Annotated in this window: 16 protein-coding genes and 1 tRNA gene; 12 read left to right on the plus strand and 5 right to left on the minus strand. The window is 70.6% G+C overall.

What is annotated here, in order from left to right:
- Positions 1-26: 26 nt before the first annotated feature.
- Positions 27-578, minus strand: a complete 552-nt coding sequence (locus tag OG435_RS23170) for a helix-turn-helix domain-containing protein (RefSeq protein WP_266879309.1) — start codon at positions 576-578, stop codon at positions 27-29.
- Between the two features lie 160 nt (positions 579-738).
- On the opposite strand from OG435_RS23170, the gene OG435_RS23175 reads away from it, so the two are divergent.
- From OG435_RS23175 to OG435_RS23185, 3 genes are all read left to right on the plus strand, one after another.
- A tRNA-Ala gene (locus OG435_RS23175) sits at positions 739-811 on the plus strand.
- Positions 812-872: 61 nt separating this feature from the next.
- A complete protein-coding gene (locus OG435_RS23180) occupies positions 873-1,061 on the plus strand; it encodes a hypothetical protein (RefSeq protein ID WP_266879310.1) in 189 nt (62 codons plus the stop codon).
- A gap of 43 nt (positions 1,062-1,104) precedes the next feature.
- Positions 1,105-2,259 carry an epoxide hydrolase family protein gene (locus OG435_RS23185; RefSeq protein WP_266879312.1) on the plus strand — a complete coding sequence of 385 codons (1,155 nt, stop codon included), beginning with the start codon at positions 1,105-1,107 and terminating at the stop codon, positions 2,257-2,259.
- 32 nt (positions 2,260-2,291) lie between these two features.
- Here the strand turns inward: OG435_RS23185 and OG435_RS23190 are convergent, their stop codons facing one another.
- Entirely contained in the window at positions 2,292-2,957 is a 666-nt protein-coding gene (locus tag OG435_RS23190) for a hypothetical protein (RefSeq protein ID WP_266879314.1), read from the minus strand.
- 267 nt (positions 2,958-3,224) lie between these two features.
- Between OG435_RS23190 and OG435_RS23195 the strand changes: the two genes are divergently transcribed.
- The gene (locus OG435_RS23195; RefSeq protein WP_266879316.1) at positions 3,225-4,043 is read left to right on the plus strand and encodes an isocitrate lyase/PEP mutase family protein; all 819 of its coding nucleotides are present in this window, start codon (positions 3,225-3,227) and stop codon (positions 4,041-4,043) included.
- Between the two features lie 100 nt (positions 4,044-4,143).
- On the opposite strand, the gene OG435_RS23200 is transcribed toward OG435_RS23195, so the two are convergent.
- The gene (locus OG435_RS23200; RefSeq protein WP_266879318.1) at positions 4,144-5,637 is read right to left on the minus strand and encodes an MFS transporter; all 1,494 of its coding nucleotides are present in this window, start codon (positions 5,635-5,637) and stop codon (positions 4,144-4,146) included.
- 105 nt (positions 5,638-5,742) lie between these two features.
- Here OG435_RS23200 and OG435_RS23205 point away from each other — a divergent pair, with 105 nt between their 5' ends.
- Both OG435_RS23205 and OG435_RS23210 read left to right on the plus strand, forming a co-directional pair.
- Entirely contained in the window at positions 5,743-6,225 is a 483-nt protein-coding gene (locus tag OG435_RS23205; RefSeq protein WP_266879320.1) for a MarR family winged helix-turn-helix transcriptional regulator, read from the plus strand.
- A 118-nt stretch (positions 6,226-6,343) separates the two neighbouring features.
- Positions 6,344-6,844, plus strand: a complete 501-nt coding sequence (locus OG435_RS23210) for a LysM peptidoglycan-binding domain-containing protein (protein ID WP_266879322.1) — start codon at positions 6,344-6,346, stop codon at positions 6,842-6,844.
- 74 nt (positions 6,845-6,918) lie between these two features.
- Here the strand turns inward: OG435_RS23210 and OG435_RS23215 are convergent, their stop codons facing one another.
- Complete coding sequence (locus tag OG435_RS23215) at positions 6,919-7,671, minus strand: DUF5324 family protein (RefSeq protein WP_266879324.1); 753 nt, start codon at positions 7,669-7,671, stop codon at positions 6,919-6,921.
- A gap of 176 nt (positions 7,672-7,847) precedes the next feature.
- Here OG435_RS23215 and OG435_RS23220 point away from each other — a divergent pair, with 176 nt between their 5' ends.
- Both OG435_RS23220 and OG435_RS23225 read left to right on the plus strand, forming a co-directional pair.
- Positions 7,848-8,375 (plus strand): peptidylprolyl isomerase, encoded by a 528-nt coding sequence (locus OG435_RS23220; protein ID WP_266879326.1) that lies wholly within the window; start codon positions 7,848-7,850, stop codon positions 8,373-8,375.
- Positions 8,376-8,470: 95 nt separating this feature from the next.
- Positions 8,471-9,355 carry a rhomboid family intramembrane serine protease gene (locus OG435_RS23225; RefSeq protein ID WP_266879328.1) on the plus strand — a complete coding sequence of 295 codons (885 nt, stop codon included), beginning with the start codon at positions 8,471-8,473 and terminating at the stop codon, positions 9,353-9,355.
- Between the two features lie 106 nt (positions 9,356-9,461).
- Here the strand turns inward: OG435_RS23225 and crgA are convergent, their stop codons facing one another.
- Positions 9,462-9,716 (minus strand): cell division protein CrgA, encoded by a 255-nt coding sequence (crgA, locus tag OG435_RS23230; RefSeq protein ID WP_266879329.1) that lies wholly within the window; start codon positions 9,714-9,716, stop codon positions 9,462-9,464.
- Between the two features lie 91 nt (positions 9,717-9,807).
- Here crgA and OG435_RS23235 point away from each other — a divergent pair, with 91 nt between their 5' ends.
- From OG435_RS23235 to OG435_RS23250, 4 genes are all read left to right on the plus strand, one after another.
- Positions 9,808-10,584, plus strand: coding sequence for a DUF881 domain-containing protein (locus tag OG435_RS23235; RefSeq protein WP_266879331.1), 777 nt, complete (start codon positions 9,808-9,810; stop codon positions 10,582-10,584).
- Positions 10,553-11,281 carry a class E sortase gene (locus tag OG435_RS23240; protein ID WP_266879333.1) on the plus strand — a complete coding sequence of 243 codons (729 nt, stop codon included), beginning with the start codon at positions 10,553-10,555 and terminating at the stop codon, positions 11,279-11,281. Before OG435_RS23235 ends, OG435_RS23240 begins: the two co-directional genes overlap by 32 nt.
- Positions 11,282-11,346: 65 nt before the next feature.
- On the plus strand, positions 11,347-11,547 hold the full coding sequence (locus tag OG435_RS23245; protein ID WP_254382427.1) for a hypothetical protein: 201 nt from the start codon (positions 11,347-11,349) through the stop codon (positions 11,545-11,547).
- Entirely contained in the window at positions 11,544-12,182 is a 639-nt protein-coding gene (locus OG435_RS23250) for an aminodeoxychorismate/anthranilate synthase component II (RefSeq protein ID WP_254382122.1), read from the plus strand. Before OG435_RS23245 ends, OG435_RS23250 begins: the two co-directional genes overlap by 4 nt.
- Positions 12,183-12,265: the final 83 nt, after the last annotated feature.

Genomic DNA, 12,265 nt, shown 5'->3' on the forward strand with positions numbered 1-12,265 from the left:
GCTGTGTCTGTCGCGTGCGTTGCGTGTCAGTTCTGGTGCGCCTCGTAGTGCGCGACGGCGTCGGAGGTGCGGCCCGCTCCGTACACCCGGAGGAACTCTGCCAGTTCCGGGTGGGTCGGGGCGAGGGTGTCCGCCGCGTCGATGATGTCGCCGGCCGCGGAGACCGAGCGCAGCAGCGACTGGATCTCGCGCACGACGCGCTTGACGGTGGGTGCGCCGGAGCCGGTGGCGGTCTGGCTGGTGCTGTTGCTGAGGACGGAACCTCCCTGGGTCTTCTTGATCTCGTCCATCCGGTCGGTCGCCTCTCCCGCGCTGACGCTCCCGTCGGCCACCTGGCCGGCGAGATCCTGGAGGGCCTGGACCCGCTGGACCACGGCGGGGTTGCCGATCTTTGCGCGCTGGCCGCTCATCAGCTGGGACAGCATCGGAGCCGACAGCCCGAGGACGGCAGCGAGGCGGGCCTGGTTCAAGCCGAGGTCATCTATGAGCCGGCGGAACAGCGCGCCGAGCGGCTCCCCGTACCAACTCCGCTGGAGTTCCCTGGCTCTGGCGGTCGCCTCTTGCTGTACTGCGTCCACTCTTACTACTCCCCTTCGCTGGTGCGAACCTCGCGAGCATCTTACGGAGCGTGGTCGCGGGGCGGGAGTCCCTATCATTTTGCGGGAGGAGGGGGTACACGGGGTACTCTGTCCTTCGGAACGGCCGCACCCTCCCAGGGAACAGCCGCGTCCACATCTCGGGGCCTTAGCTCAGTTGGTAGAGCGCTGCCTTTGCAAGGCAGATGTCAGGAGTTCGAATCTCCTAGGCTCCACATCACAGAAACCCTGTCCGACCTGCGAAAACCCAGGCCGGGCAGGGTTTTCTCGTGGGCTGTGCGCGCCGCGAGGCCCTCCACCGTCCCGTCGGCCCGGGCGGGGTCAGTCGGTGTCCTGGCGGCCGGCGCGATCGCCGGCTTCCTGGCCCGCCGCCGCTCCTGGCTCATGGCGCAGCGCGACGTGATGGGTTCGGTCCTGGGTACCCTCGCCTTCACCCTGGCCCTCGACACCTCGGGCCCGGCCTGACCGACACCACCGCCGCGCCGGCCCACGGGGCCGAGGGGACATCATGCGTACAAGTAGGGTCACTCCGTTCCGGATCGACTTCCCGCAGGCCGATCTGGACGATCTCCACCAGCGCCTGGACCGCACCCGGTGGCCGGACGAGATCCCCGGCTCGGGCTGGGAGTACGGGATTCCGGGCGGCCACCTGAAGGAACTGGTCCGGTACTGGCGCGAGGAGTACGACTGGCGGGCCGCCGAATCCCGGCTGAACGCGTGGCCGCAGTTCACGACCGAGATCGACGGGGCGCACGTTCACTTCGCCCACATACGGTCCCCGGAACCGGACGCCACCCCGCTGCTCATGACCCACGGATGGCCGGGCTCGATCGTCGAGTTCACCGATGTGGCCGGTCCGCTCACCGATCCGGCAGCCCACGGCGGCGACCCGGCCGACGCCTTCCACCTGGTCCTGCCGAGCATCCCCGGATTCGGGCTGTCCGGGCCGACCCGAGAGGCGGGGTGGGAGTTCCGGCGCGTGGCCGCCGCCTTCGCCGAGCTGATGCGCAGGCTGGGATACGAGCGGTACGGGGTCCAGGGCGGCGACTGGGGCGCGGCCATCTCCCGCGAGATCGGCCGCACCCGGCCCGAGGTGACCGGCGTCCACCTGAACCTGATTCCGAACGCCTACATGGCACGGGAACCGGAACCGGCCGATCTGCTGGGCCTCTCCCCTGAGCAGGCCGCGCGCACCCGGATGTCCTGGGAGCGGTTCCAGGGCTGGGCCCGCGACCAGCAGGGGTACGCCGACATCCAGTCCACCCGCCCGCAGACCCTCGCGTACGGTCTCACCGACTCGCCCGTCGGGCAGCTCGCCTGGATCGCCGAGAAGTTCCACGAGTGGACGGGCTCTCCCGTCGACCGCGACCTGCTCCTCACGAACGTGATGCTCTACTGGCTGACGGCCACGGCGGGTTCCTCGGCCCGCCTCTACTACGAGCGCGCGCACGCCGGCTACTGGGGAGAGCCGCCCGAGCCGTCGACGGCGCCCACCGCCCTCGCCCATTTCCCGCACGAGAACTTCCTCCTGCTGCGACACCTGGCCGAGCAGACGAACAACATCGTGCAGTGGACCGAATTCGACCGTGGCGGCCACTTCGCGGCCCTGGAAGAGCCCGAGTTGCTGGTCGGGGACATCCGGCGCTTCTTCCGCTCCCGCTGACCGAGGGTGCGTACGGCCGTCGCGGGGCTCGTTCAGCCGCGGGTGCGAGCCCTGCGGGCCTGGACCAGCAGGGTGGAGCCGAGGCCGGCGAAGATCGCGATGAGGGCGGTGCCCGCGGCCGCGGTCGTGGTGTTGTCGGTGTCCGCGGAGGCGATCTCGGCGCCGGCGGCGACGGAACCCATGGGGATGACCGCGGTCTGCCGGGCGGGCTCCGCGGCCCGGGCGGGCTTGGGGAGGATGTAGCTGCCGCGGGAGGCGTCCTCGCCGAGGACGCGGACGTCGAAGCCGTAGCGGCCTTCGTACGGGCCCGATCCGAGCTCCTTGAGTTCGTACTGGACGCCTTCGAGGACCGCGCGCCGGTGGGCGGGGTCGAGCTTGGCCAGGACGCGGCCGGCCCAGCCGTCGCCGGGCTTCCAGTCGGCGGCGACGGCGCGGATCCAGACCTCGGGGCCCTCGGCTCCGTTGCGCAGCACGGCGAGGCGGCTCTTGGCGACGAGGATCTTCTCGCCGTCGTAGCGGTCGTTGCCGGAGCCGTCCCCGGACACGGCGGACGCCGCGGACACGGTCGTCATCGAAGTGACCGCCGCCACCGAGGTCACGGCCTGCGGGGCGGGCGCCGCGAGGGCCGTCGCGGCGGGGGCCAGGAGGGCTCCGGCGAGGGCGGCGGTGACGATCGGGGTACGAAGGGCGGTACGCATAACGACTCCTTGGAACATTGTCCGGGAAGGGGCGGAGAGTCGCATGCCGCGGTGTCGCTGTCGGGGTTTCGTCCGGTCAGGTCTGCGGGGCTGCTGAGAAGAAATCTACGGACCGTGATCGACCGGAACGTGGGCTTTCTGTCATGGCTGAGTAACGGGGAACAGGTGGGAAACCCGCCGGAGGGCCGGCGGGCCCGCCGGTTAAGGTCCTCTACTTGTGAGTCGAGTTGACGATCACTCGCAAGACGACGGCTGAGGAGAGTACGGATGTCCGTGCAAGCGAAGACCACCGAGAAGGCCCTGAAGCTGCGGGAGTTGGGTGCGTCGCTGCTCGTTCTCCCCAACGCCTGGGACGCGGGCAGCGCGGCAGTGATCGAGTCGGCCGGGGCGCAGGCCATCGCCACCACGAGCGGGGGCGTGGCCTGGTCGATCGGCCGCGGGGATGGGCAGCACGCGACGAAGGCGGAGATGCTGGCGGCGGCCGCGCGGATCGTGGCGGCCGTTGACGTCCCGGTCACCGTGGACATCGAGGGCGGCTACGAGGACGTCGCGGCCACCGTGCGCGAGGTGGTGGCGGTGGGCGCCGTCGGGATCAACCTGGAGGACTGGAAGCCGGCCGACGGTACGCTCCGCACCGCCGCGGAGCAGGCCGAACGGATCCGCGCCGCCCGTGCGGCCGCCACCGGGGCCGGGCTGCCGGAGCTGGTCATCAATGCCCGTACCGATGTCTTCCTGTTCGGGATCGGCGAGGAGTCCGGCCGCCTCGCCGACGTCCTGGCCCGGGTGGAGGCGTACGCCGCAGCCGGCGCCGACGGGATCTTCGTGCCGGGGCTGCTGGACCTGGAGGCCCTGCGCGAGATCGCGCGCGGCCCGCTGCCGGTCAACGCCATGGCCGGTCCGGGCGGTCCGTCCGTCGCCGAGCTGGCGAAGGCCGGAGTGCGCCGGGTCAGTGTCGGCACCGGGGTGGCGCAGGCGGCGTACACGGCGGCCCGGGCCGCGGCGGTGGAGGTGCTGGAGCAGGGGACGTACGGGGCCCTGGAAGGGGCGCTCGACTACGGGACGCTGAACGGCCTCTTCGTGAAGTAGGGCCGCTGACACGACTGTGGGCCGCTCCGGTGGAGCGGCCCACAGTCGTGTCCGGATCCTTCACGCGACCCGATGTTTCACGTGAAACATCGGGCGGGAGTCAGCGGCGCCGGCCGGTCCGCAGCAGGGTCGCCGCCACGACGAGCGCGGTGAGCATCAGCCCGGCTCCGATCCCGAAGGCCAGGTGGTAGCCGGAGGTCAGGGCCGCGGCGCGGTCGAGGCCGGTGCCGAGCAGGGAGTCGGTGCGGGCGGCCGCCAGGGTGGAGAGGACGGCGACGCCGAGGGCCATGCCGATCTGCTGGGTGGTGTTGAACAGGCCCGAGGCGAGCCCCGCGTCCTGCTCGTCGGCGCCGGACATGCCCAGGGCGGTGAGGGCGGGCAGGGCCAGGCCGAAGCCGGCGGCCAGCAGCATCACGGGGAGCAGGTCGGTGACGTAGTCGGCGCGGACCGGGAGCCGGGTCAGCAGGCCGAGGGCGGCGACGAGCAGGGCCAGACCGGCGAGGAGCACGGAGCGCTCGCCGAAGCGGGCGTTGAGCGGGGCGGAGGCGAAGAGGGATACCGCGCCGATGACCACGGCCGCCGGGAGCATCGCCAGGCCGGTCTCGGCGGCTCCGTAGCCGAGCACGTTCTGGAGGTACAGGGCGACGAGGACCTGGAAGGAGAACAGTGCGGCCACCATCAGCATCTGGACCAGGTTCGCGCCGACCACGGTCCGCGAGCGGAAGATGTGCAGCGGTACCAGCGGGGTACGGGTCCTGGCCTGGCGTGCGGTGAAGCCGGCGAGCAGGGCGATCGAGAGCGTGCCGAGGCCGAGGGTGTGCACGGAGAGCCAGCCGTAGCGCTCCACCTCGACGACGGTGAAGATGCCGAGCATCAGGCCGGCGGTGACCAGCAGGGCGCCGATGACGTCGGCTCCGGCGCGCAGGCCGGGTCCGGCATGAGCACCGTCGGCGGGGAGTGCGGGCAGGGCCAGGGCGAGGGCGGCGAGTCCTATGGGCAGGTTGATGAAGAAGATCCAGTGCCAGTCGAGGGCGTCGGTCAGGACCCCGCCGAGCACCTGGCCCAGGGAGGCTCCGGCCGCTCCGGTGAAGGAGAAGACGGCGATGGCCTTGGCCCGCTCGCGCGGTTCGGTGAACAGCGTGATCAGGATGCCGAGGCTGACGGCCGCGGCCACGGCGCTGCCGAGGCCCTGGAGGAAGCGGGCGGCGATCAGCACATCGGGCGAGCCGGCGAATCCGGCGAGCAGGGAGGCTCCGGTGAAGATCCCGGTCCCGGCGAGGAACATCCGCTTGCGGCCGATGAGGTCGCCGAGCCGGCCGGCGAGGAGCAGCAGGCTGCCGAAGGCGATCAGGTAGGCGTTGACGACCCAGCTCAGTCCGGCGGGGGTGAAGCCCAGGTCCTTCTGGATGGCCGGCATCGCCACCGTGACGATGCTGCCGTCGAGGACGGTCATGAGGACGCCGGTGGAGAGCACCCCGAGGGCGGTCCAGCGGGAGCGCAGCCCGCGCGGTGCGGCCGGGGTGGCGGCGGTCGCGGTGGCGGCGGTGGGGACGGGAGCAGGGGCGGGAGCGGTGGGCGCGGAGGCGGCAGGCATCGGTGTCCCCAGTCGGTGGTCTCGGCAGGCTGACTTGGTAAGACCGTATCAGATAGTTCTGTTGCAGACGATCTGTTGGGGACTGAAATTGCTAGACTGGCGGACATGACAGCCATGGCACCCGCAGCACGGAACGAGCCGGACCTCTCCTTCCTCCTGGACCACACCAGTCACGTCCTGCGCACCCGGATGGCGGCGGCGCTCGACCAGGTCGGGCTCACGGCCCGGATGCACTGCGTGCTCGTGCACGCCTTGGGGGAGGAGCGGACGCAGATCCAGCTCGCCGAGATCGGGGGCATGGACAAGACGACGATGGTCGTCACCGTCGACGCCCTGGAGAAGGCCGGACTGGCCGAGCGGCGGCAGTCGAGCACGGACCGCCGGGCCCGCGTCATCGTCGTCACGGACAAGGGCGCGGAGCTGGCGAAGGAGAGCAGCCGCATCGTCGACCAAGTGCACGCCGATGCCCTCGGCTCCCTCGGGGCCGCGGACCGCGAAGCGGTGGTGCGGGTGCTGAACCTGCTGGTCAAGGGCGATCTGGGGACCCCTTCGGAGAGCCCGAGGCCGGCCCGCAGGGCGCGCCAGTAGCGCGTCCCCCGGGAATCCCCCGGATGGCGCTGTCGCAGGGCCGTCCGGCGTGTTCTGGCAGACAGTGGAAGAGGGCACTCAGCCCAGGGGGGCACCACCATGCCGGAGGCGTACGCACATGGGACTGTTCGACTTCATGAGGTCCGACAAGAAGAAGGAACAAGCCGAGAAGGCCGCCGAAAAGGCGGCTGAGCAGGTGCAACAGCAGGCCGCGGCCGCCCCGGCGCCGCCGTCCGCGATGCCCGCCGACACGGGGATCAAGTACACCGACTCGGCAGCGGCGACCAAGGCGGCCGCCGAGCGCATGGCGGCCGCGGCGCCGCCCAAGCCCGCACCGATGCCGCCCAAGGCCGCACCGATGCCCCCCGCCGCGAAGCCCGCCCCGCACACGCCCACGCCGGCCTCCGCCGCGCACAAGGCGGTCCCCGCGGCCCCGAAGCCCGCGCCCAAGGCCCAGCGCACGTACACCGTCCGCCCGGGCGACTCGCTCTCCGCGATCGCCCGCCGCGAGCTCGGCAACGAGGGCCGCTGGCGCGAGCTCTACGCGATGAACAAGGGCGTCATCGGCTCGAACCCCGACATGATCCACCCGGGGCAGAAGCTCACCCTCCCCAGCTAGCGAGGGGAACACGGGAGTGGGGCCCGGATCCTGGAAAGGATCCGGGCCCCACTCCCGTGCCGTGCCACGCCGGCTCAGCGGTGCTTGCGCTTCGCGTCCTCCGCGTCGATCCGCTCCTGAGCGGCCTCGGCCTCTTCCTCCAGGCTGGAGACGAACTCCGTCCCGGTCTCGCGCTCCTTCGCCGCCAGCTCCTCGTCGAAGGAGGCCGGGGCCTCCTCCCGCGCCGACAGCTCGGTCGCGGCCGGCGGCTCGACGAGCCAGTCCGGGTTCGACTGCTGGTCCCACCACCGCCACGCGGCGTAGGCCCCGCCGGCCAGGACGCCGACCACCGCCACGCCCTTGAACAGGCGGCCGCAGCGGGCACGCCGCTCGTGGCGCCGTACGAGCTGCTGGACCTCCTTGGCCGACACCTGGCCGCGCAGCGCCGCCAGCGCCGCCGTCGACCGGGACGCGGCCTCCTCGGCCACCGGCTGGGCCGCCGCCAAAGCGCTCTCCAGCCGCGGCTGCGTGTAGTCCACGGCGCTCCGGGCCGCCAGGCGGGTCTGCTTCACGGCGTTGGTCGCGGCCCGGTCCACATTCGGCGGCACGTGGGCGCGCGCCGATTTGATCCGGGGCTGTACGTGGCAGCCGTACGTCTGGCGGGCTTGTTTCGCAGCCTCGCCGGCCGCGTACGACACCTTCGGCGCCAGCCGTTCATTTGCTTCGTGGGCGTAATGCACCGCAGCGTGCTTGGCGGATTCCGCGTACGGCGCCACCACTTCCGCTGCGTGCCGCGCCGTATCCCTGGCACTTGATGCTGCCAGGCGCACGCTTTCCTTGCGGGTCACGGGATCCTCCTCCTCGGTGGCGGACACAGTTCACCTTTCCACCCTTTGTCGGATCATGCCTCCCATACCGTCGAGCGGCATGCGTGACAGGGCATACGGGTGGACGATTTCCGTCCTGTGCAGCTCTCCGTGGGAGGATCTGAAACCGACAGTGATGACGAGAGGAAGGCAGATCCGTGGTCGAGAAGCTCTACGCCACCCTGAAGACCAACCACGGCGACATCGAGATCGAGCTTCTGCCGAACTTCGCCCCGAAGACCGTGCGGAACTTCGCCGAACTCGCCACCGGTGAGCGCGAGTGGACGCGTCCCACGGACGGGCAGAAGACCACGGACCCGCTCTACGACGGCACCGTCTTCCACCGCGTCATCAGCGGGTTCATGATCCAGGGCGGCGACCCGCTGGGCAACGGCACCGGCGGCCCCGGCTACCAGTTCGCCGACGAGTTCCACCCCGACCTGGCCTTCACCAAGCCCTACCTGCTCGCGATGGCGAACGCCGGCCCGGGAACCAACGGCTCGCAGTTCTTCATCACCGTCGCCCCCACCGCCTGGCTGACGCGCAAGCACACCATCTTCGGCGAGATCGGCGACAAGGCCAGCCAGAAGATCGTCGACGCCATCGCCGCAGGTCCCACCAACCCGCGCACCGAGCGTCCCCTCGACGACGTGATCATCCAGTCGGTCGTCATCGAGAAGCGCTGACCGCAGGGGAACCTTTCGGACCCGCCCGTCCGTCCTCGATACGTACCGGACGGGCACCGGCGGATCCGCCGCCCCGCCGCCGACCGAGGGGACCGATGGACACCGACCGTCTTCCGGGCTGCTACCGGCACCCGGACCGCGAGACCGGGATCAGCTGTACGCGCTGCGAGCGGCCGATCTGCCCCGAGTGCATGATCAGCGCCTCGGTCGGCTTCCAGTGCCCGGAGTGCGTCCGCGGGGGCTCGGGAACGGGCCACAGGGCCGCGGCCAACGCTCCGCGGACGATCGCGGGCGGGGTGGTGGCCGCCGATCCGTACCTGGTGACCAAGATCCTGATCGGGATCAACGTGGCCCTGTTCCTCCTGGTGACGGCCGTCCCCGGGCTGGACATCCAGCTGGAGCTCCTGGGCCGGTACCGGGAGCAGGTGGGCGGGCCGCTCGAAGGAGTCTCCACCGGCGAGTACTACCGGCTGTGGACCTCGGCCTTCCTGCACGTGCAGCTCTGGCACATCTTCAGCAACATGCTCGCCCTGTGGTTCATCGGCGGACCGCTGGAGCAGGCGCTCGGCCGGGCCCGCTATCTCACGGTGTACCTGCTGTCCGCCCTGGGCGGCAGCGCGGCGGTCTACCTGCTGACCGAGCCGAACGTCGCGACCCTCGGCGCCTCCGGCGCCGTGTTCGGCCTGCTCGGTGCCACCCTGGTGCTGTTCCGCCGCATGAGGTACGAAATGCGGCCCCTGGTCACGATGGCCGTCTTCATGCTGGTGCTGACTTTCGCACCGGGGCTGAACGTGTCCTGGCAGGCCCATATCGGTGGTCTGATCACCGGTGCGCTGGTCGCGCTGGGCTTCCTGTGGCCTGCCAAGGACATGGGCGCGCGACATCGCAAATTCGTCCAGTGGGGCACCTGTGTGGCGGTGTTCCTGCTGGCCACAGCCCTGATCGCGGTCCGGACGGCCGAGCTTTCCGCGCTCACCTGATCACACCGGCGTCAACTCTCCACAGAGTTATCCACAGATCTTCTGTCTTTTCCTCAGGTGTGGATGACGCTGTGGATAACTCATGGGGAGAGCTTGCGGAGCCGGACTACTTCCACTGCGTGGAGACGCCGAATCCTGCCGCAATGAAGCCGAATCCGACCACAATGTTCCAATTTCCGAGGGCTTCGACCGGAAGCTGGGTCTCGGACAGATAGAAAACGACGATCCACGCCAGACCGACCAAGAAGAACGCCAGCATGACCGGGGCGACCCAGTTGCGGTTCGTCAGCTTGATCGACTGCGGCGTCCGCGTGGGGGGCGGCGTGTAGTCGTCCTTCTTGCGGATACGTGACTTCGGCACGAGGGGCTCTCCTGTCGATGGGCTGGGGACCTGGCCTGCCCCGGGCGTCCGTTAGCGTAGTGGACCTGTGGCGTTGAAGGAGAAGGGTACGTTGAGCAATTCCGACGACTCCTCCGCGGGTCCCCGTCGCCGTGCCAGACCGGTCCGGCTGCTCACGGCCGCCGTTTTCGCCCTGGCCGGCTTGATCTTCGTCACCAGCTTCAACACCTCCAAGGGTACGAACATCCGGACGGACGCCTCCCTCCTCAAGCTGTCCGACCTGATCCACGAGCGCAGCCAGAGCAATCTGGAGCTGGAGAAGAGCACCGCCACCGCACGCGGCGAGGTCGACGCCCTCGCCGACCGCGACAACGGGAGCACCCGGGCCGAGGACGCGAAGCTGGCCGCCCTGCGCGCCGCCTCCGGCACCTCGGACGTCACCGGCAAGGCCCTGACGGTCACCCTGAACGACGCGCCCCCCGACGCCACGGCCCGCATCCCCAACGTCCCCGAGCCGCAGCCCAACGACCTGGTGATCCACCAGCAGGACCTGCAGGCCGTGGTCAACGCCCTCTGGCAGGGCGGCGCCCAGGGCATCCAGGTCATGGACCAGCGCCTGATCTCCACCAGCGCCGTGCGCTGCGTGGGCAACACCCTGATCCTCCAGGGCCGGGTGTACTCGCCCCCGTACAAGGTGTCGGCCGTCGGCGACCCCGGCGCGCTGAAGAAGGCGCTCGCGGCCTCCCCGGCGCTGCAGAACTACCAGCTGTACGTGAACGCGTACGGGCTCGGCTGGAAAGTGGACGAGCACAAGGCGCTGACACTTCCGGGCTACTCCGGCACAGTGGACCTCCACTATGCGAAGCCGCTGGAGACCGCCACCCCGTGATGTCGTACTGCGCCTGCTGGTACGGACGTTCAGCGAGGTGTGCCTGACCGCGGGCTCGCTCATCGTGCTCTTCGTGGCCTACGTCCTGCTGTGGACCGGGGTCAAGGCCGACCAGGCCATGGACGGGGAGATGGCCCGCATGCGCGACCGCTGGGCCGCGGCCCCCGCGGCCGCGCCGCTGCCCGCGCCGTCGGCCGCCCCGGCCGCCCCCGAGACCGCCGCGTACCCGCCGGGCCGGGCCTTCGCCGAGATGTACGTACCGCGCTTCGGCCCCGACTGGAACAAGCCGGTCCTGGAGGGCACGGGCACCGAGCTGCTGAAGAAGGGCCTGGGCCACTACGCCGGTACGGCCCGGCTCGGCGGCACCGGGAACTTCGCGGTGGCCGGCCACCGGCGCACGTACGGGGACCCCTTCAAGGACATCCCCAAGCTGCGCCCCGACGACCTCGTGATCCTCAAGGACGCCACCGGCTGGTACACGTACACCGTCCGCGCGCCGGTGCTGCGCACCCTCCCGACGGAGGTCGGCGTCGTCGATCCGGTGCCGGCCCGCTCGCCCTTCGGCGGGCCGGGCAGGTATCTGACGCTGACCACCTGCGATCCGGAATGGGGCCACAGCCACCGGCTCGTGGTCTGGGCCGAACTGACCGGTAGGCGGACCCTCGCGCAGGGCTCACCGGAGGGATTGGCAAGGTGACCCTCCGCGCCGGGCGGGTGGCTTTAGGCTGTGGACGTACCGCCCCCGCGGTGCGTTGAACGATCGTGGACGAAAAGGACACAGGCGGCATGTACGGCTGGATCTGGCGGCATTTGCCGGGAAACGCGTGGGTACGCGTGATGATCTCCCTCGTGCTGGTGCTCGCGGTGGTGTTCGTGCTGTTCCAGTACGTCTTCCCGTGGGCCGAGCCGCTGCTCCCGTTCAACGATGTGACGGTGGACGAGGGATCGGGAGCGACTCCGTGAGCGCGCGCATTCTGGTGGTCGACAATTACGACAGCTTTGTCTTCAACCTGGTCCAGTACCTCTATCAGCTCGGTGCCGAGTGCGAGGTGCTGCGCAACGACGAGGTCGAGCTCGCCCACGCCCAGGACGGCTTCGACGGCGTCCTGCTGTCCCCGGGCCCGGGCACGCCGGAAGAGGCAGGGGTCTGCGTCGACATGGTCCGCCACTGCGCGGACACGGGCGTACCGGTCTTCGGCGTCTGCCTCGGCATGCAGTCGATGGCCGTCGCCTACGGAGGCGTCGTCGGCCGCGCTCCGGAACTGCTGCACGGCAAGACCTCTCCGGTGGTCCACGAGGGCCTCGGCGTCTTCGAGGGGCTGCCCTCGCCGTTCACCGCGACCCGCTACCACTCCCTCGCGGCCGAGCCGCCGACCCTGCCGGACACCCTCGAGGTCACGGCGCGGACCGAGGACGGGATCATCATGGGCCTGCGCCACCGCGAGCACGACGTCGAGGGTGTGCAGTTCCACCCCGAGTCCGTGCTGACCGAGTGGGGCCACCGGATGCTCGCGAACTGGCTGGTGCGCTGCGGTGACGCGGGCGCGGTGGAGCGCTCGGTGGGGCTCGCCCCGGTGGTGGGCAAGGCCGTCGCGTGACGGCGCTCGCGCCGTCCGCGCCCACCGAGGGCCGGGCAGCGCGACGCAGGGCGGCGCAGGAGGCGGAGAAGCGTGCGCGTTCG

It is taken from the genome of Streptomyces sp. NBC_01264 (genome assembly GCF_026340675.1).
In the GTDB taxonomy this organism is placed as follows: Bacteria; Actinomycetota; Actinomycetes; order Streptomycetales; family Streptomycetaceae; genus Streptomyces.